The 19,737-nt window shown below is 26.8% G+C and carries 15 protein-coding genes and 3 other annotated features (1 of these 18 cut by a window edge); of the genes, 2 read left to right on the top strand and 13 right to left on the bottom strand.

Annotated elements, in window-relative coordinates:
- Positions 1-36, bottom strand: a binding site (T-box leader) (it extends 200 nt beyond the left edge of the window).
- Positions 37-101: 65 nt separating this feature from the next.
- Positions 102-342: a binding site (T-box leader), on the bottom strand.
- An 82-nt stretch (positions 343-424) separates the two neighbouring features.
- The 5 genes from CDIF1296T_RS08325 to CDIF1296T_RS08305 form a co-directional block, all read right to left on the bottom strand.
- Entirely contained in the window at positions 425-2,281 is a 1,857-nt protein-coding gene (locus tag CDIF1296T_RS08325) for a PAS domain-containing sensor histidine kinase (RefSeq protein ID WP_003436553.1), read from the bottom strand.
- A gap of 516 nt (positions 2,282-2,797) precedes the next feature.
- The gene (locus CDIF1296T_RS08320; protein WP_003436555.1) at positions 2,798-3,637 is read right to left on the bottom strand and encodes a YihY/virulence factor BrkB family protein; all 840 of its coding nucleotides are present in this window, start codon (positions 3,635-3,637) and stop codon (positions 2,798-2,800) included.
- Between the two features lie 213 nt (positions 3,638-3,850).
- Positions 3,851-5,548 carry a phospho-sugar mutase gene (locus tag CDIF1296T_RS08315; protein WP_009896733.1) on the bottom strand — a complete coding sequence of 566 codons (1,698 nt, stop codon included), beginning with the start codon at positions 5,546-5,548 and terminating at the stop codon, positions 3,851-3,853.
- A 65-nt stretch (positions 5,549-5,613) separates the two neighbouring features.
- Positions 5,614-6,204, bottom strand: a complete 591-nt coding sequence (locus CDIF1296T_RS08310; protein ID WP_009896731.1) for an SGNH/GDSL hydrolase family protein — start codon at positions 6,202-6,204, stop codon at positions 5,614-5,616.
- A gap of 109 nt (positions 6,205-6,313) precedes the next feature.
- Positions 6,314-7,111 carry a 3D domain-containing protein gene (locus CDIF1296T_RS08305; RefSeq protein WP_003436560.1) on the bottom strand — a complete coding sequence of 266 codons (798 nt, stop codon included), beginning with the start codon at positions 7,109-7,111 and terminating at the stop codon, positions 6,314-6,316.
- 355 nt (positions 7,112-7,466) lie between these two features.
- On the opposite strand from CDIF1296T_RS08305, the gene CDIF1296T_RS08300 reads away from it, so the two are divergent.
- On the top strand, positions 7,467-7,988 hold the full coding sequence (locus CDIF1296T_RS08300) for a GNAT family N-acetyltransferase (protein ID WP_009896730.1): 522 nt from the start codon (positions 7,467-7,469) through the stop codon (positions 7,986-7,988).
- Between the two features lie 418 nt (positions 7,989-8,406).
- Here CDIF1296T_RS08300 and CDIF1296T_RS08295 read toward each other — a convergent pair whose 3' ends face one another.
- Together CDIF1296T_RS08295 and CDIF1296T_RS08290 are read right to left on the bottom strand one after the other, a co-directional pair.
- Positions 8,407-9,621, bottom strand: a complete 1,215-nt coding sequence (locus tag CDIF1296T_RS08295; RefSeq protein ID WP_018112778.1) for a helix-turn-helix transcriptional regulator — start codon at positions 9,619-9,621, stop codon at positions 8,407-8,409.
- A 465-nt stretch (positions 9,622-10,086) separates the two neighbouring features.
- On the bottom strand, positions 10,087-11,022 hold the full coding sequence (locus tag CDIF1296T_RS08290) for an alpha/beta hydrolase (protein ID WP_009896678.1): 936 nt from the start codon (positions 11,020-11,022) through the stop codon (positions 10,087-10,089).
- Between the two features lie 287 nt (positions 11,023-11,309).
- Between CDIF1296T_RS08290 and CDIF1296T_RS08285 the strand changes: the two genes are divergently transcribed.
- On the top strand, positions 11,310-11,876 hold the full coding sequence (locus CDIF1296T_RS08285; protein WP_009896676.1) for a MarR family winged helix-turn-helix transcriptional regulator: 567 nt from the start codon (positions 11,310-11,312) through the stop codon (positions 11,874-11,876).
- Positions 11,877-12,066: 190 nt separating this feature from the next.
- On the opposite strand, the gene CDIF1296T_RS08280 is transcribed toward CDIF1296T_RS08285, so the two are convergent.
- The 6 genes from CDIF1296T_RS08280 to CDIF1296T_RS08255 form a co-directional block, all read right to left on the bottom strand.
- A complete protein-coding gene (locus tag CDIF1296T_RS08280) occupies positions 12,067-14,103 on the bottom strand; it encodes a thioredoxin domain-containing protein (protein ID WP_009896674.1) in 2,037 nt (678 codons plus the stop codon).
- 173 nt (positions 14,104-14,276) lie between these two features.
- A complete protein-coding gene (locus CDIF1296T_RS08275; RefSeq protein WP_009896673.1) occupies positions 14,277-14,954 on the bottom strand; it encodes a manganese catalase family protein in 678 nt (225 codons plus the stop codon).
- Positions 14,955-15,163: 209 nt separating this feature from the next.
- Complete coding sequence (gene ilvB / locus CDIF1296T_RS08270; RefSeq protein WP_009896672.1) at positions 15,164-16,852, bottom strand: biosynthetic-type acetolactate synthase large subunit; 1,689 nt, start codon at positions 16,850-16,852, stop codon at positions 15,164-15,166.
- Positions 16,853-16,904: 52 nt separating this feature from the next.
- Complete coding sequence (ilvC, locus tag CDIF1296T_RS08265) at positions 16,905-17,951, bottom strand: ketol-acid reductoisomerase (RefSeq protein ID WP_225541044.1); 1,047 nt, start codon at positions 17,949-17,951, stop codon at positions 16,905-16,907.
- Positions 17,952-18,203: 252 nt separating this feature from the next.
- Entirely contained in the window at positions 18,204-18,443 is a 240-nt protein-coding gene (locus CDIF1296T_RS08260; protein WP_003429800.1) for an ACT domain-containing protein, read from the bottom strand.
- 112 nt (positions 18,444-18,555) lie between these two features.
- Positions 18,556-18,813, bottom strand: a binding site (T-box leader).
- Positions 18,814-18,973: 160 nt separating this feature from the next.
- Positions 18,974-19,735, bottom strand: coding sequence for a M48 family metallopeptidase (locus CDIF1296T_RS08255; protein ID WP_003436655.1), 762 nt, complete (start codon positions 19,733-19,735; stop codon positions 18,974-18,976).
- Between the last annotated feature and the right edge of the window lie 2 nt (positions 19,736-19,737).

The following is a 19,737-nucleotide window of genomic DNA, read 5'->3' as shown; positions in this document are numbered from 1 at the left end:
CGAATTAAATTTACTCTTCCTATTCATTGCTTTTATATTTTCTATAATTATTATGATTACTGTTTATATTTTTAAATAACAAAAAACTCTCATCCTTATAACATAAGGACGAGAGTATTATTCCCGCGGTTCCACCTAATTTAGTTTTCATATGTCATGAAAACTCACTTTACACTTTAACGCAGCTAACGACTATTCTTACTAAAATCTACTAATGCAGATGACTTCAGAAAGTAGCTCCTAGGTAGTTTTCAATCCCTCTAATTTAAAAAGTCTTCCAGCCAACGGACTCTTCTCTCTGGTAATCGAATTAGATTTACTCTTCCTATTCATCGCCTTTTTATTTATTATGTTGTAATTTATTTTAAACCCTTCTAAATCAATTGTCAATACTTTTTTAAAATTTTATTTTTTATATTTAAACTTATAAATCCGAAAACTCTATTTCTAATTTTTTACTTAGTTCATTGCTGATTTCTCTTTTATGATTATATTTTTCAATATTATTTTTACTTCTAACAGGCAATGAAACTATAAATTCACTTCCAATACCAAGTTGACTTTTTAAAGATATACTTCCCTCATGCAACTCAACCAAAGATTTCACTAATGAAAGTCCAATACCACTTCCTTTAACTCTGTAAGAAAGTTCATTGTCAATCTGTTCAAACCTATTAAATATTTTATCTATTTTTTCTTTTGGTATACCTATACCACTATCAGATATTTTCATATTAAATACATTATCTTTCACATATAAAAATATATTTATTTTTCCATCTTTCTTATTGTACTTAATTCCATTAGAAAGTAAATTTAATATTATTCTTTCCAATTTTTCTGAATCAAATAACATTGAAAATTCTTCTATTTCTGTATCAAATGTAAGTTGTATATTATTTTGGCTTGCAAAATCAGCTACAGACATACATATCTCCTCTATAAATGCAATTATATCAGATTCTTCTGGTTTAAAATCTAAATATCCTGATTGCATTTTTGTAAAATCTATAACATTATTTACTAACCTCAGTATTCTATTTCCATTTTGTTTTATTATACCTAAATTTCTTTTTAAAGTATCATTTGATTCTATTAAATCTGCTTCTTTTTTTTCTATCACTTGTAATGAAGATGATATTAAGTTTATAGGCGTTCTAAGTTCATGGGATAAATTTGCAAAAAATTCCATCCTAGTTTTATCCATTTCCTCTTCTAATCTTTTTCTTCTACTTATATCCCTTGCTGTTCCAATTATTCCAATAACACTTCCATAGCTATCAAAAAACGGCCTTTTTGTAATCTCAATGCACTTGTTTTCATCATTCATACTTATATTTAACTCAAATGTAACTACTTTTTTATTTTCAACTACACCCTTATCACTTTCAAATATCTTATCTATTAAAGCTTCTTCTTCTGATATTTTATAACTATTCTTCCCTAATAATTCTTCTTTATTCATACAAGCTAAATTCAAAAAACCTGAATTAAATCCAATATAATTTCCATACACATCTTTATAAAACATATTCTCTGGAATTGAGTGTTCTATCATCTTCATTAAATCTTTTGAGTTATAATTTCTATTACTGTAACCACTATATATTATATTGTCTACTATCCCTATAGTACCTAAAAGTTCGTCTTCATCATACAAAAAATATTTTTCAACCATAAAAAATGTTTCTTCATATTCAAAAAGATTTTGTAAAAATCTTTTTTTACTAGATACTCCTTCTCTATAATCATCTCTAAATAATTTTCCTGTATTCTCTCCCCATACTTCTATATCATTTTTACCAAAGATATCTTTCGTTGTTTTAATGTTGTTATTTAATATTGGTATTAAATTTTCACTGCAATCTATATATATGCCTTCTTCGTCTTTAATATAAGCTACTTTTTCCTTTTTATCAAAGGAATCGATTATCTGTCTATAATCAAATACAATTTTACCAAAATACAAAATTATGTATGAATCCCCTATTATCTGTTTTTTTATATTTATCCAGTTTTTAAGTGTCGGAATGTACCTTTTTATACAATCCACTTCATTTGAGAACAACTCTTTGAAATATTTTTTAGACTTAAATACAGGCAATACATCTAGTATATTTTTATCACAAATACCTTCTTCTAATTGTAATACTTTGCCCATACCCTTACTTATATATTCTACTCGATATTCTATATCTTCTTGTCTCTTTACAATTCTACAATATAAAAAAGGTACAGGTATATTTTTTATAAAATTTACATATTTATTATGGGTATCCATATTCTAACCACTACCTTTCAATGTTATTTATAATAATACTACTTAATTAATTATATGACAATTTTCTATTAATTATAACATATTTTATAAGATATACTTGTGAATAAATTTAATTTTATGTAATTTATTATTTGTTTATAATTATTTATGTCGCTTTTTTCTAAATCTAATTACAGTAGCTTATTCTAATATATTGGTAATTAGAAATACAGGCACATATAAAAACACATGACTAAATACTGCATTATTTGAAAATACAGAAATTAACTCATTAGGACTATAATTTTTATTTAGTATATTTTTTGATACTTACCAATTTTATCTCTTACTTATCAATAGTCATCTTTTTAAAGATGATTATAAATTAAAACTATCCCATTAAATAAAATTTGTCAAGTTATACTAAAAATAAAAAAAGCCCAGAAAAATTCTAGACTTTTTAACTTAAATGTCAATATTTCTTTATTAATTCAATTACATTTATAATACTAAATACTCTCTTTTATTTTAAATACTTTACTTTAACATTTCATGTCTTATCTTTCTAAAATACAATCTTGAATTTACCTCATAGCCAATAACGATAGACCAACTACTAAAATACATCCAGGTCATAAGTACAATTATTTCAGCTATACTTCCATAGATTACTTCATAGTTAGCATAGTAATTTGTATAATAAGAATATAAAAATGATACTAAAAACCAAGCAAAAGTAGCAAAAATAGCACCTGGCGCAGATTCTTTAATAGTTAACTTTTTATTTGGAGTGTATTTATATAAAAGTGTAAATATCACTATTATTGTTATTATACCTACAGTGTATCTTAGAATATCCCATATTTTTATAAATATCTCATCCAATCCTACAAGATTAAAAATAAAATAACCTATTTTTTCCCCGTAAACTAAAAATATCATAGATAAAAAAATAAGGACCAAAAGCATTATTGTAAATAAAAATGATATAGATAAAATTTTAAAAAAAGACCTAGTTTCTTTAACTTTATAGGCTCTATTCATTCCTTTAATAAGAGCTTTTACTGCTCTTGAAAATGTCCACATAGTAAGTACAAAACTGACTGCTAAAAATTTCAGGTTTCTATTGTCTATTGCAGAAACTATGATTGAAGATAACACAGCAAAAGCACCTTCTGGCATCATATTTCTAAACAAAGCTATATACTTATTTAAATGAAGAATCGGTATATAAGCTATAGAACTTATTGTAAATATTAAAAAAGGAAATATGGACAACATTAAGAAGAAAGATACTTCTGCTGACTTTGAACTTAATTCACTGTAATTGGATTTTGCAATTATATATTCAATCAATTTCTTATCTATACCAAACATAAATATCCCCTTTTCTATCAAATTAATTTCATTATACAATATTAATTATACTCAGATTCATTCTATAATATAATTATTTAAGTAAAAATAACACAAATAAAAGCTGAAAATAACAATTCTACTAACATTTCCATATTCTACTCAATGAAAGTAAATTATAATTTTCAGCTAAATAAATATTATTACAAAATTATCTTATAAAATAATAATATTTTATTTTAATTTTTCGACCATGTCATCTATATACTTTTTCAAACCTTGAATCTTTTTATCTGCTTCAATATCACTAGCTCCTTTTACAGCTATGTAAAATTTAAGTTTTGGTTCTGTTCCAGATGGTCTTATAGCTACCCAAGATTCATCTTCCAAAAAGTATTTTAAAACATCAGATTTAGGAAGATTATCTATACCATTTTTATAATCTTTTTTATCAACTACTTTAATACTATTTATATAATCAATTTGATTTTCTCTAAAATAAGATATTATTTCTTTTATCTTTTCTACACCTTCTATACCTTTTAAAGTCAAAGATATAGTCTGTTCTTTGAAAAATCCATACTTTTTATAAAGTTCTATTAAACCATCATATAAACTCATACCTTTTGAATAGTAAAATGCTGCCATTTCAGATATTAACAATGAAGAAACTACACCATCTTTATCTCTAGCATGAGTCCCAACTAAGTAACCATAACTTTCTTCATATCCAAATACATAACTTCTATTTTTATTTTGTTCAAATAATTTTATTTTTTCACCAATAAATTTAAAACCTGTAAGAACATTTAATACATCAACATTATTTGCTTTAGCTATATCTGCTCCAAATTCTGATGTAACTATGGTTTTTATTATTGTAGGATTTTCTTTTAATTTATTATTTTCTTTTAATCCTTCTATTATATAATGTGTCAGCATACCACCAATTTGATTTCCTGTAAGTAAAGCATACTCACCTGTAGTAGTTTTTACTGCTACACCTACTCTATCACAATCTGGGTCAGTTGCTATTACAAGGTCTGCTCCTTTTTCTTTTGCGAGTAATATACCTCTATTTAAAGCTTTTTTCTCTTCTGGATTTGGATAATCAAGCCCTGCAAAATTTGGGTCTGGATTTTCTTCTTCTGGAACTACAATTATATTTTCAAAACCAACTTCTTTCAATGCTCTTCTTATTGGAACATTCCCTGTTCCACAAAGAGGTGTATAAACTATCTTAAAGCTTTTACCTACATTTTTAACTAAATCTTTTCTTATAATTTGGCTTTTTACTGCTTCTATAAATTTAGTATCTTGTGATTCGTCCAACAAAACTACCAAATTTTTATTAGCTTCCGTTAAGGTTGGTATTGTACTATAATCATGTATACTATTTACTTTCTCTGTTATTGCATTTGCAATCTCTGGCATAACTTGTGCTCCATCTTCCCAGTATACCTTATATCCATTATATTCTGGAGGATTATGGCTTGCTGTTATGACTATACCAGCGATTGCATTTAAGCTTCTAACAGCAAAAGATAATTCTGGAGTAGTTCTCAAACTATCAAATATATATGCTTTTATACCACATGCTGCCAAAGTATTTGCAGATTCTATACAGAATTGTCTAGACTTGTGTCTATTATCATGAGCTATTACTACTCCTCTACTTGTTTCTTCTTTTGTTGTGTTTTCTAATATATAGTTTGCCAATCCAAAAGTAGCTCTTCTAACTGTGTACTTATTTATTCTATTCGTTCCTGCTTCAATTATTCCTCTAAGACCCGCAGTCCCAAATTCTAAATCCTTATAGAATCTATCCTCTATTTCTTTTTCATTATTTTTTATATTCTCCAACTCTAGCTTTGTATCTTCATCAAAATATGAACCCTTTATCCACTCTTCATAAGTTTTAGTATAATCCATAATAAACCCCTCTCTACTGTATGTATTTATTGCAACTGACGCATAAACAAGCATTTTAATGTAATCTATAACTCTTCTATATACTTATTAATTGAATTAATAAAAATGTCTGCCATTATTCTATGACCCTCTTTGGTTGGATGTAACCCATCAAAATATAATTTTTTATATCCTTCTAGTTCCATATTTTTATTATATTCTGAATAAAAATCTACGAAATTAGTATTAAATGTCATACAAAATTTTTTTATCCAATAACTATATGATTCTAAGTTTTGAGATACTATATTAAAATCAGTAAAACAACTCCAATCTTCCCTAACATTTGGAATATCTGGTTTTAATGGTATACCTATTATAGGTATAATATTTTTTGAATATGACTGATGCACCATAGCCATTATATTAGAATTAATAATTTTATTTCCCGCACCAGCAATAAAATCATTGGTGCCACCCATTATAAAAACTATATCAGGAGAGTTTTTTACAACATCTTCATTAAACCTAGCTAACATACCACTTGTTGTATCACCATTTATACCCTTATTTACTATTTCTAATCGAGTCTCTTTATTTACAATGTTTGTCCATGAATTACTTCGTGATACCCCAAATCCATACGTTAAACTGTCTCCTAAGCAGACTATTTTCATCTTATCCCCCCTTAGATATATTTTTATGTTTTAAGAATAATCTAACAGTTTAGTTAATTCATATTTTATACTTTTTTGTCCTTCAAGTAAAGTTATTCTATTCACTAATTTAATGTAGATATATATCTATACTTTTCCTTCCCCAATTTGAAGCTTTTCCTTCACTGTTCATAAAAATGTCTATTCTATTACCTTTAATTGCACCTCCACAATCTTCTGCTACAAAAGTCATACCCAGTTTAGGTATATATACTTTTGTTCCATATGGTATTACACGTGGGTCAACTGCAATAACACCCCATCTTGGAGTTGTACCAGTAGATGTTATTGTATCTCCTGCATATGCAGTGGCAACCACTTTCATATGTTTGCCTCCTCTTATATTTGCTCCTCTTGATGCTATTAGTACTTTTTCTTTAGTTCCATATTTTATAATTTTTGTAGTTGGCTCCTTAGATATTACTTCTTTTGATAAGACTTTTTTGACTAACTTTCCATCATGGTAAGTTAAATTATAGACTAGTTTTTTTTCTCCTTCTTGACCTTCTTGATAAACTTTAGATTTTCCTTTTAACAAATTACTATCATTTACATGCTTTGTATCAAATGGAATTTTTTCAATCTCTTCTTTTTTACTTTTAGTTACCTTAACAACTTTTATTTTCATATCATCTTTTAGTTCTGTATCTAAACTTGGATTAATCTTATCTTCAGAATTATACTTTACACCCTGTTCATCCAAAAGTTCCTCAACTGTTTTCTTAAAGGAAGATACTTTTTGCTCTTGACCCTTAACAGTTAAAATTATGTCTTCTTTATTTAATATAGAATATATACTTACCAAACCCATTAAAATTGATACACTTAATAAAGATGATATTATTATCCTCTTTTCTCTTTTCTCCATAATAATCTCCTTCCATGTTCAAATTTTAAATTAATATTATTCATTACAGTTTTAACCTTATATTATATATGTATATTATAGCTTTCCAAATTTATGTAACTTTTTTGTAACTTCTAAAATTATTAAGATTACTTTTAGACCTAGAAAAGTCCATAAATATACTGTTTTTAGATTATCAAAGCTTAATATAATAGTTTTTAGTTATGTCTTAAGTAATTATCTCTTAGTCTATGAGATATAAACATAAATAAAAGAAAGAAATGACACTCAACTTAAAACACATTGTATGCAAATACTGACTATGGTAAAATGAACTCATAAATAAATTGGAATTTTCGTGATTAGGAGGAGTAAAGTGAAATTTGAACGGTTAAGAACCAGTGAAAATAAATTATATTACAAGGCTATGGAATTATATAAAATTAGTTTCCCATTTCATGAACAAAGAAAATCTTCTTTGCAAGAAGAAATTTTGAAAAATAAAGAATATCAATTCAATTTAATTTATAATAAAAACCAGTTTGTCGGCATAATTTTATGTTGGGAAACAGATGACTTTATCTATGTAGAACATTTCTGCATTTTTCCAGAAATGCGCAATAATAGATATGGACAAAGAGCGTTAGAGCTTTTAAATAAGAAAGGAAAAACTATTATTTTAGAAATTGACCTTCCAATTGATGAGATTTCAATTTATCGCAAGGCGTTCTATGAAAGAGTAAAATATAAGACAAATAATTATGAACACATTCATCCACCATACCATGAAAAATTTAATGGGCATAACCTGATTGTAATGTCTTACCCAGAAAAGTTATCTAAAATGGAATATGATAAATTTAATCACTATCTAAGAAATAATGTCATGAGTTTCTAAATATAATTCCTATTTATTGAACTGTATAAAACTTCATAATTAAATAAAAGAGATGTCTCAAAATAGAAATAAGACTCTTTTCCATTGTTTAAATAATAAAGATATATTGGATTTCATACAAAGAAGGATGCATCATGAACTAAAAAATTCATGATACATTCTCTTTTTCACGCTTAAAGTTAGAAAACAGGTGAGATTTTATAGACAAAATTACATTTTATATAACAAACTTTATTCTATTTTTATAAATTTAGGTTTCTATTTTTGTGTAATAATACAGATAATTCAGATTTCTATTTTGAAACCTCTATTTTTCTAAATAACTGTTTAAGACAGACAAAAAAGGTGATTCAAATTTTTATTTTGAAACACTTTCTTTTAATTTGATTAATCTTTAAGTCCTATATTAAATTTTTACTTATTCTTTATTTTTCAACATTTTTTCCATATCTAAAATCTTTTCAATTACATCCTTAAAAATTGGTTCTTCTCTAAGCTCATTATAACTATCATCATTAAGTACAATTAACAAGTTTGTATATATATTAAAAGTATATAAATTTTTAGACTCTACCTTATCAAAAAATCTCATTTGACTTACATCCAAATTTTCATGTATAGGATATTTTTCTAATATTTCTTTTAGACTATATAAGGCTTTTTTTGCTTCTTCTTTCATGTTAAAAAATAAAAAAATTAGAGATAATTCCATATAATCCATATACATACTAAAAAATGCACCTTTATCTTCACTGAGCATTTTTTTTATTTCTAAAGAAAGATTTGCATACCCCAGCAACTTATTTTTTATATACTCCATTTCTCTCTCAATTGCATTTTTATTAAAATTTCTATTCTCCAATTTTTTCTTTAATTCCTTGTATTGATTTTTGTATACATTAATTATTCCCTTACAATCCATGCTTATATTAAATACATTACTAAACAATTTATTTTGAAGCAATATTTCTGCTTCTTCAAGTCTATTTTGCTTTAAATATATCATAGCTAAATTAACACTTGTATCCCCTATTGACTTATGTATCATATTTAAATACAACTCTGCCTTTTCATAATCCTCCAACATACAATATGCGTTTGATAATATAATAAGAGCTGTTTCTTTTATTTGGATATCATCTGTATTTCTCACTATATCTTCAAGAATATTCGTTGTTTCTTTTACTCTGTCATTAAGTTCACTCTTACCAAATTTATATGAATACATCTGATACAGCGAACATATCCTTAGCTTCAATAAATAGCTTTTAGGATACTTCTCTATATACATATTGGAAAGCTTTTTTACAGATTCTAAGTCTTGTCTAAATTCTTCTTTTGGTTCTTCTGTTGATAAATCAATTTCAATTCTAGCAAAGCCTGATTCTAATTCTTTATAAATTTTCATTACTTCTTCTTCACTTAAATCAATCTTGTAATTTAAAAGCTTATCAATAGACACATTAAAAAAGTCTGCTAATAAAGGCAATAATTCTATATCTGGGTAAGAATTTCCACTCTCCCACTTAGATACTGCTGGTGTTGACACACCTATAAACTTTGCTAATTGTTCTTGAGTTAAATTTCGTTCTTTTCTAAGACGCTGTATGACTTTACCTATTTTAATTTGCATATATACCTCCCTAGTACATCTGTTGTAATTTAAGTATATTAAAAAAATATTTACTAGTAAATCGAGGGAAAGTTAACAAAATGTCTGTAATTTAACCATTGGTTATATTTTAATCTAAAACCCTATCTCATTAGCTTGAAATATAAAATCTATTAATTAAGTTTAAGTATAACCTAATTAATAGATTCACATTAAATAGCATTTAAATATTTAGATTTTCTCTTTACTACAACTTACTATATTTAAACTTTCAAGGAATTTTAAATAAAATAAATTCCATATACAATGATAATAATACTGAGTGTTAATAATTTATTTATAATAACACCCACCTATTCAATAAATGGCATTGTAGCGAAAAATCACTTCTAGGCTCTCTCTTTTCTACTTTGCATATACATAATCCACTTTTCAAATATTATATATAAATAAATTTAAAGTAAATATATCATTATATTTTTTTTATTACAATATTTCTATTTTATTATTTAACCAACAAATTATATCCTCAAAAACTTCTTCTCTATTTATTTCATTCAACAATTCATGCCTTCCATCTTTGTAAAGTTTGCAAGTTACATCTTTTACTCCTAATTTTATATATCTATCCCTTAGTCTTAAGACTCCGTTACCATTTTTTCCTATGGGGTCTTTATCTCCAGATATTATGTAAATAGGTATATCAAGTGGCACTTTTTTTAAGTTTTCTTTATCCTCAATTTCTTTTAACCCTTGAACTAAATCATAAAAAAAGCCACAACTACACACTACTCCACAAAATGGGTCATTTATATATTTTTCAACTTGTTCTTTATCTCTACTTAACCAGTCAAACTTAGTCTTTTCATTTCTTCTTATTATTTCGCCGCCAAATATCAAATTATTTATTTTATTACTTTTAAAACGTCTTCCATACTTTTTAATCTCATGATTGATTATCAGATGAGCAAGATTTAGAATGATTCCTTGCTTTCCATTTGAACCACATAGTATAAGTCCAGATAAATTATTACTGTAATCCATTATATATCTTTGACTTGCAAATGAACCCATGCTGTGTCCAAATAGATAAATTGGCAAATCTTCATTTTCTTTCTTTATAATATTTGTTAAAGTATACATGTCCTCTACAAGACATCTAAATCCTTCTTTTTCAGCTAAATGTCCAACATTTTCTATTATCTTTGCAGTTTTTCCATGACCTCTATGGTCATTGATATATACTATATAACCATTTTTAGTAAGTACCTTGGCAAAAGTCTCATACCTTTGTGCAGTTTCAGCCATTCCATGTGCAATTTGGATAACTGCCTTTGGTTTTTTTATATTTTCATCTTCCCATTTATATGTATATATATCTAAACCTTCCTCTCCTTTGAAAGTAAAGTTTGTACACTTCATAATTATCCCTCCAGATTGATTTTATTCAGTATATTAATTTATATATTATATTACAAGTATTTTCAAGTCAAAATCTTTCTAAAAAATTTAAGAATTATTAATTCCTCATAGAAGTTATCATTGGTACATAGAAGTTTTTACATAAAATTATACAATAATTTAATTAATTAATAGTTACATAAAAAAGTAACACTTTAATATATTTTGACACCATATTGACATTAGAATTAATTCATGATATTCTGTTTTCGACAAAACAACATCTAAAAATAAAGGAGATATATTTCATGGATTATTCAAATGAACTAAAAGAGCTCTTTTTAATGAATCAAACATATGCAACTCTTTTTACCCTTACAAACAAAATACAAATAGAAGGAGATAAATATTTTGGTATACTTACTTCAAGACAGTATATGACTATTTTATCAATTCTTCATTTACCAGAGGAAGAAACAACATTAAATAATATTGCAAGAAAAATGGGTACAAGTAAACAAAATATAAATAGACTAGTTGCTAATCTTGAAAAAAATGGATATGTTGATGTAATTCCAAGTCCTCATGATAAGAGAGCAATTAATGTTAAAGTTACAGACTTAGGAAAAAAGGTTATGGTGACATGTAGTAGGACTGGAATAAACTTTATGGCAGATGTATTTCACGAATTTACCAAAGATGAATTAGAGACCTTATGGAGTTTACTAAAAAAAATGTATCGTTTTAATGGTGAAGAACAAGATGGCTTTGAAGAAGATGCTAATTTTATGGAATATGAAGAAATAGATAAAATTAAATCTGAAGCACTTGAAGAATTTGCAAAAAGAAGAAAGAGAGTAAATAAAAACGATTAATACTATCGCATCTATAATACTACTTTTTTGTAGTACAATATTTTATATAACTATAATGTCATTTTTATTTTTTAACAAAACAATCATTACATAGATTAGGTGTTCTTAGGAACTCTTTTTCTGTTTTTTGTACAAAAAAAGGAGATGATTAGACTTTTATTTTAAAGCATCTCCTTTTTCGCTATTATGATTATTCTACTCCTAAAATCATATCTTTTAATTTTTGTAAATCATTAATTGGTTGACTACAACTATTACTTTGACACACGTAATAACTAGTCTTATCATCCTTCAATATATAGTTATTTAAAAAACCTATAATAGTGTTTTCTTCATTGTATTTCTTTGCTAAAAAAGTTGCATTTGGTATAAAATTTTCACTTATCAATTCTTTAAATGCAATTAAATCAGAATCTTCCTTAAAAATACATATAATTTCCTTAGTAGAATAAAGTTCAAACATCAATGAAAGCATATAAAAGCTGTAGCCAGTTGGAGAACTCTTTACATTATCCACATACAGTTTTAATTGTTTATATGACATTTCTTCAAGTCTATTATCTCCAGTAATTTTCGCAAGTCTTATAAGATTGTATAATTGAACAGAATTTCCTGATGGAATAGCTCCATCATACAAATCTTTTGGTCTTGCTATTAAATTTTCACTATCTTTACCATATATATAAAATCCACTTTTTTCATAATCCCAAAAAAGGTTGATACAGCTTTCATTCAAATTTAAAGCCTTTTCTAAATATTTCATATTAAATGTTGACTCATAAAGCTCTATATACGCCCAGATTAAAAAAGCATAATCATCTAAATATGCTAAATAGTCGGAACTTCCATCTCTATATCTAGCTAATAATCTACCTGACTCATTTACAAGATTATTATTTATAAAGTTAAGACACTTATTTGAATACTCTAAATATATGTCATTTTTTAAAGTACTATATGCCTTTGTTAAAGCAACTATCATCAATGCATTCCATGATGTAAGTATCTTGTCATCTTTATGCAAAGATGTTCTTTCTTTTCTATATTCAAATACCTTTTTACTAAGGTCAGCTATCTTTTCATTATGTCTTTCATATTCTTTATTTTTTATAAGATTAGGAATACTTTTGCCTTCAAAATTTCCACTACTAGTTATATCAAAATAATTATTAAAGAAAATTCCATCTTCTTCACCCAAAACTTCAATTATCTCAAGAGGATTAAATGTATAAAATTTACCTTCTTCACCTTCACTATCAGCATCCTGTGCTGAATAAAACCCACCTTCTTTATCCTTCATCTCTCTAACTACATAATCTATAGTTTTTATAGCAATTTCTTTATATAACTCTTTCTTTGTTATTTTATACGCATCTAAAAAAGCTATAGTAAGCATAGCATTATCATATAGCATTTTTTCAAAATGAGGAGCCAACCACTTTTTATCAGTAGAGTATCTTGAAAACCCAAATCCAATATGATCAAACAGGCCTCCTCTATACATTCCATCTAAAGTTTTTTCCACCATTTTTAACACATCTTTATCTTTTTCTATACTATAATATTTCATTAAAAACATAAGATTCTGAGGACTTGGAAATTTAGGAGCATTACCAAAACCACCATAATTTTCATCATAAATAGCCTTAAATACTCTAACTGATGAACTCAACATCTCTTTTGATAAATCACCCTCAGTATTTTTTACACCAAAATCATCCTTAAGAGCTTCTATTATTTCATCTCCAGATTTTATTAATATATCCCTGCTTGTATTCCATTTTTCAGATACATTCTCTAATAAATCTATAACTCCAGGTCTATTATACCTTGAATATTTTGGGAAATATGTTCCCGCAAAAAAAGGTTTTTTATCTGGTGTCATTATTATGGTCATTGGCCATCCACCACTACCTGTCATAGCTTGGCAAACTGTCATATACACGCTATCTACATCAGGTCTTTCCTCTTTATCTACTTTTATTGCCACAAAGTTTCTATTCATTATTTCAGCAACTTCTTCATCTTCAAAAGATTCTTTTTCCATAACATGGCACCAATGACATGTTGAATATCCTACACTTAAAAATATTGGTTTATCCTCTTCTTTTGCTTTTTTAAAAGCCTCATCATTCCAACTATACCAGTTTATAGGATTATAAGCATGCTGTAAAAGATATGGAGATTTTTCATTTATTAGATTATTAGGTTTTCTATTACTGTCCAAAATACCACCTCATTTGTTATTTTATTATATGTTTTGCAATAAACAAATAGATATACACTTATAATAAGTGTATACCCATTTTTAACTATACATATTTAATTTTTCATATAATTAATTCTTCTAGTAAATAATTTTTATAACTACTAAAACAAAACAACATAAAAAATATCAAATTATTTTTTTAAAGGTTTTTCAAAAGAAGGAGGATTAATATCTATCTTAGTATCGTGATTTGGCCCTGGAGTAGACAAATCGAAATATAATTTAGAATCTTCTGTAACTCCAAAATCTCTATTTGAACCTGTATCTTTAACTTTATTTAAAGCATCTCTAAATAGAGCATTATGTGCTTCTTCTCTATTAAGTAAGAAATCTATTGTTTCTTTTACATATTTATCATCTATTTGTCTATACAAGTACTCATAAACTACCTTAGCTCTTTGTTCAGAAGCTATATTTGAAAGTAAGTCAGCTACTAAATCCCCTGTAACTGTAACGTAATTAGCAGTCCAAGGAGCTCCTGATGAGTTTATTAAGACTGGTGATAGACCAGTTAATACATGTGTTTCTATTTCGCCTGTATTAACTGAATTATAATCAACATCATGTCCATTTAATAAATTTATAGTTTGTGCTACCATTTCCATATGGCTAAGCTCTTCTGCTGCTATATCAAGAAATAAATCTTTTATTTGAGGGTCTTTTATTCTAAAACTTTGGGACAAGTATTGCATAGCTGCTTTTAACTCTCCATTTGCACCACCCAACTGTTCTTGCATTAAAACAGCATATTGAGGATTTGGTCTTTCTACTTTTACTTCTTTTAATAATGCTTTATCGTGTTTAAACATATGAATACCTCCGTAAATTATTATTCAAAATTATTATTTACTTAAGTTGTAATACTATTCCAAATTGTATAATTAAAATTTAATAAGTTCTCAATTATATAGTCATTGATTTATTTGAAAAAATAAAAAATGCCAATCTATCTCTAAACAACAAAACTGAATACCAATAAAAATTTAATAAAAAATTTTATCAATATTCAGTATAAGTTTTAGTTACATATCAAATTTTCCAATGCATCATTAGGTGCTACAATAGGATAAACATCATAATCCTTATCTATATCACATTGCAAAAATACAGGTTTATTAAAATCTATCATATCTAGCGCCTTTCCTAATTCTTCCATACTGGCTACCTTATATCCATCAATATTATATGCATTTACGAGTTTAACATAATCCACATTTTCATTAATGTCAGTTTGAGAGTATCTTTGATTGGAAAATAACTTTTGCCATTGCCTTACCATTCCTAATGTTCTATTATTGAGTAGTAAAATAAGCATAGGTACATTATAATTTGCAACTGTAGCTAGTTCATTACAGTTCATTCTAAAACTTCCATCACCAGTGACTAAAACTACATTTTTATCTACATTACCAACTTTAGTTCCAATAGCTGCACCTAAACCAAATCCCATAGTTCCTAACCCTGCTGATGTTATAAAACTTTTATTACCTTTAAAATTCCAGTACTTAGCAGCCCACATTTGATGTTGACCGACATCAGTTACTACCACAGTGGGTTTCTTTAATGTTTCATATTTTTCATTTATTTTTTTAAGTATATTTTGTGGATGAAATTCATATGTTTGTACACCCTCACTCTTTCTAAATGTCTTTATCTCTTCTTTCCAATTGCTATTATTCTTACTTTCAACCCTTTCAATTAATAAACTAAGGACTAGCTTTACATCTCCAACCAAAGATACATTAGATTCTATATTTTTACTTATTTCAGATGGGTCTATGTCTATGTGTATTATTTTTGCATTTTTAGCAAATTCAGAACTTTTACTTATCACTCTATCACTAAATCTCGCACCTATCGCTATCACTAAATCTGAATTAGAAAGTGCTAAATTACTTTCTCTACTTCCATGCATTCCAACCATTCCAAGAGATAGTTCATTCTTTCTATCTATATTTCCAAGCCCCATAAGTGTATTTAGTACGGGTGTATCTATCTTAGTTGCAAATTTTTCAAGAATTTCCTCACTGTCTGAAGATTTAACACCTCCACCTGCATATATTACAGGCTTTTTAGATTCTTTTATGATATCTATTGCTTCATTTAAAAGCTTAATATTAGTTTCATCATCTAGATCAAAATCACTCTTATAATCCATATAATCATCTATTTGACATAAATCATAGTCCTCACCACTAAAATCCATTTCTGCTAAAAATAAATCTTTTGGAACATCTACAAGTACAGGTCCTTTTCTACCTGAATTTGCAACTCTAAAAGCTTCTTTTATTGTAGGAACTAATTCTTTAGTGTTTCTAACTAAATAATTATGTTTTGTCATAGATAATGTTGCTCCAGTTATGTCAATTTCTTGAAAAGAATCTTTTCCTAATAAACTAGTTGGCACCTGCCCTGAAATTACAACCATAGGTGAAGAATCCATAAAAGCTGTTGCTATTCCAGTTATGGCATTTGTTGCTCCTGGACCAGATGTTGTAAAACAAACTCCTACTGTATTAGTACTTCTTGCGTACCCATCTGCAGCATGAACTAAACCTTGTTCATGGGATGTCCTTATATGTTTAAAATCATCTGAATAATCGTATAGAGCATCATAAAGAGGTATCACGGCTCCACCAGGATATCCAAATATTGTGTCTATTCCCTCTTTCTTTAAACATTCTAAAATTACCTTTGCTCCATTCATACGCACTACTATACACCACTCTTTCCCTCAAACTAATCCATTTAATATATATTTATTTTAAGAATGACATCATACTTCTTAGATTTCTACCAACTTCGGCAATTTCTGTATTATATTCTTCTTCTCTAGTTTTTAGGAAGTTTTCACGTCCTTCTTCATTTTCTTTAATCCACGCTTTTGCAAATTTTCCATTTTGTATATCCTCTAAAACATTTTGCATACCTTGTTTTGCAGCATCAGTTATTACTCTTTTACCAGATACATAATCTCCATATTCTGCTGTGTCACTTATACTATATCTCATTCTTTCAAATCCACCTTCATATATAAGGTCGACTATTAGTTTCATTTCATGTAAACATTCAAAATATGCTACTTCTTTTTGATAACCTGCATCTACAAGCGTTTTATATCCCAATTTTATAAGTTCACTTATTCCACCACAAAGTACTGATTGTTCTCCAAATAAATCTGTTTCTGTTTCTTCTTTAAAAGTAGTTTCTAAAACACCTGCTCTTGTTGCTCCTATCCCTTTTGCATATGCTAAAACTGTCTCTGTAGCTTTTTTAGTGTAGTCTTGATATACTGCAAATAGTGCAGGAACTCCACTTCCCTTTGTAAATACATTTCTAACTAAGTGACCAGGTCCTTTAGGAGCTACCATTACAACATCAACAAATTCTGGTGGTTGTACTTGATTATAATGTATATTGAATCCATGAGCAAAAGCTAATGTCTGACCTTCTTTTAAGTTATCCTTTACACTCTCTTCATAAACTTTCTTTTGTTTTTCATCAGGCATTAACATCATTGTCAAATCACTTTCTTTTGTAGCTTCTGCTACACTCTTAACTTCAAATCCATCTTCTTTTGCTTTTTGTGCTGATTTACTTCCGTCATAAAGACCTATCATTACATGTACACCGTTATCTCTAAGATTTTGTGCATGTGCATGTCCTTGACTTCCATAACCTAAAACTGCAACCTTTTTATTTTTTAAAACCTCTAAATCCACATCTTTTTCATAATACATTCTTGCCATTTTCATTTCCTCCCAATACTTTTTCTTATTTTTATGATATTTATTTTTATTAGAAATTCATACTCATTATCATTGTTTTAATATTATTCAACAGATTTAAATTCTAAATTTATATAATCTTACAATTATAATTTTAGAATTTTCAGTTTTTATTAGCTACAACAAACTAATAAATTTATTAACTGTGATAAACTAATAAATTCAATGACACTTATATTTTAATCTAAGATTTTTCTTATTTAATATTTATCTTTAGTTTTTTATTTTAAAATAAGCATATTTATCTTTAGTTTTATAAAATATATTTAATTAATGTCTCATTCTTTCAACAGTTATCTCTCTTATATCATGTAGTTTTTTCATATGGTTTAAGACAGAATCTAAAGATGTCTTTTCTTCATTTACTATTAATTTTATACCTGAATTATTCATATTATCTACAGTCATACTTATTGATTGTATATCAACCTCTCTTCTTCTTAGAGTCATAGCCACTCTTAAAAAAGAATCTATTCCTTGGTTTAATTTAGCATATACAGTATTTTCCATAAAAATCCCTCCTTATTTTTATTATTTTTTTATTAATTTTATATGGATTAAATTTATTTATATCGCTTAAAATAAAAAAACTTTCATCTTTATAAGCAATATAAATATTACTTATAAGGACGAAAGTTATATTCCGCGGTACCACCTTATTTGTAGATATAAAAAATACATCTACCCCTCTTTTTTCAGGTCGGGTAATTAATTACCTTAACCTTAGTCATGTAACGCTGACATACGTTTGTACTTACTAAAAATATTCAGTACAAAAGCTCCAGAGTGATCATTATACTACTGTTAACACCAATTCTCAGCAACATTGGTTCTCTGTGGATAACACTATTAGTATTGTTGTCTCTGTCATTGCTTTTAATTTTTTAATTTTATATTTTAATTCTGTTTTGTTGTTAATATAGATTATATTCCCTATCATTTACAATGTCAATGACTTTTTTTAAAATTTTCAGATTATTTATTTTTTTCACAATAATACTTCTTTTATACTTTACGCCTATATTTTGGAATAATCGTTTTTAGATTATTATTTTATATCCATTTATTTTTAGCCAATTTTCTTTATCTTTATAATCGGGCATAATGGATTTTACTAAATCATAGAATTTTTTAGAGTGATTCATATGTACTAAATGGCTAAACTCATGTATTATTACATAATCAATTACATCTAATCTTGCCATAGATATTTTTGAGTTTATATAAATATTTTTTTGAGCTGTACAACTTCCCCATCTCTTATTTTGTTCTTTTACCTTAACACTCGCTGGAACTAATTGCTTCATTATTTCACAATTTAATTTAAGAAAATCTATTCTCTCTAATACTATTCTTTCACTTTCCATCTTATACCAAGATTTTAAAGATTTTTTAATAAAATCTGTACTTGTATCATTTGTCTGAACAACTATTTGATATTCGTTAATAGTTATTCTACAGTTACTTTTTTTGACAGAATCTCTCAACAGTTCTTTTATAACTAGATGGTACTCTTCACCTAAATAAAGAAATTTTTCGCCAGTTATAAACATTCTTTGTTTATATACTTCCTCTCTTCCTTTACATTTTTCTGACTTTTTAAGTATCCAGTCTCCTTTTTCAATAATTATATCTTTTATTATTTTTTTGGATATTTTAGGAGGACTCATTACAGTTATTTTGCCAAATGGATCTATTTTTATAGAAATATTTTTTCTATTTTTATATACTAAAACTGCTTTTATTTCAATCCCTCTAAAATTAACCTTTAAAGTATCAATATCTTTACTCCCTGTGTTCATTA

Origin of the sequence: Clostridioides difficile ATCC 9689 = DSM 1296, assembly GCF_001077535.1 — a bacterium.
Taxonomy (GTDB): Bacteria; Bacillota; Clostridia; order Peptostreptococcales; family Peptostreptococcaceae; genus Clostridioides; species Clostridioides difficile.
The sequence above is the reverse complement of the archived record's forward strand: the minus strand, read 5'-3'. Positions and strand labels throughout refer to the sequence as shown.

Coding starts and splice junctions, on each gene's coding strand:
- CDIF1296T_RS08320 (WP_003436555.1), bottom strand. CDS start 3,637: ATGTTTGGTATAGATAAGAAATTGATTGAATATATAATTGCAAAATCC.
- CDIF1296T_RS08275 (WP_009896673.1), bottom strand. CDS start 14,954: ATGTTTAAACACGATAAAGCATTATTAAAAGAAGTAAAAGTAGAAAGA.
- CDIF1296T_RS08305 (WP_003436560.1), bottom strand. CDS start 7,111: ATGGAGAAAAGAGAAAAGAGGATAATAATATCATCTTTATTAAGTGTA.
- CDIF1296T_RS08255 (WP_003436655.1), bottom strand. CDS start 19,735: ATGAACACAGGGAGTAAAGATATTGATACTTTAAAGGTTAATTTTAGA.
- CDIF1296T_RS08310 (WP_009896731.1), bottom strand. CDS start 6,204: ATGAAAATAGTCTGCTTAGGAGACAGTTTAACGTATGGATTTGGGGTA.
- CDIF1296T_RS08315 (WP_009896733.1), bottom strand. CDS start 5,548: ATGGATTATACTAAAACTTATGAAGAGTGGATAAAGGGTTCATATTTT.
- CDIF1296T_RS08260 (WP_003429800.1), bottom strand. CDS start 18,443: ATGGAAAATACTGTATATGCTAAATTAAACCAAGGAATAGATTCTTTT.
- CDIF1296T_RS08285 (WP_009896676.1), top strand. CDS start 11,310: ATGGATTATTCAAATGAACTAAAAGAGCTCTTTTTAATGAATCAAACA.
- CDIF1296T_RS08290 (WP_009896678.1), bottom strand. CDS start 11,022: ATGAAGTGTACAAACTTTACTTTCAAAGGAGAGGAAGGTTTAGATATA.
- CDIF1296T_RS08295 (WP_018112778.1), bottom strand. CDS start 9,621: ATGCAAATTAAAATAGGTAAAGTCATACAGCGTCTTAGAAAAGAACGA.
- CDIF1296T_RS08325 (WP_003436553.1), bottom strand. CDS start 2,281: ATGGATACCCATAATAAATATGTAAATTTTATAAAAAATATACCTGTA.
- ilvB (WP_009896672.1), bottom strand. CDS start 16,852: ATGAATGGAGCAAAGGTAATTTTAGAATGTTTAAAGAAAGAGGGAATA.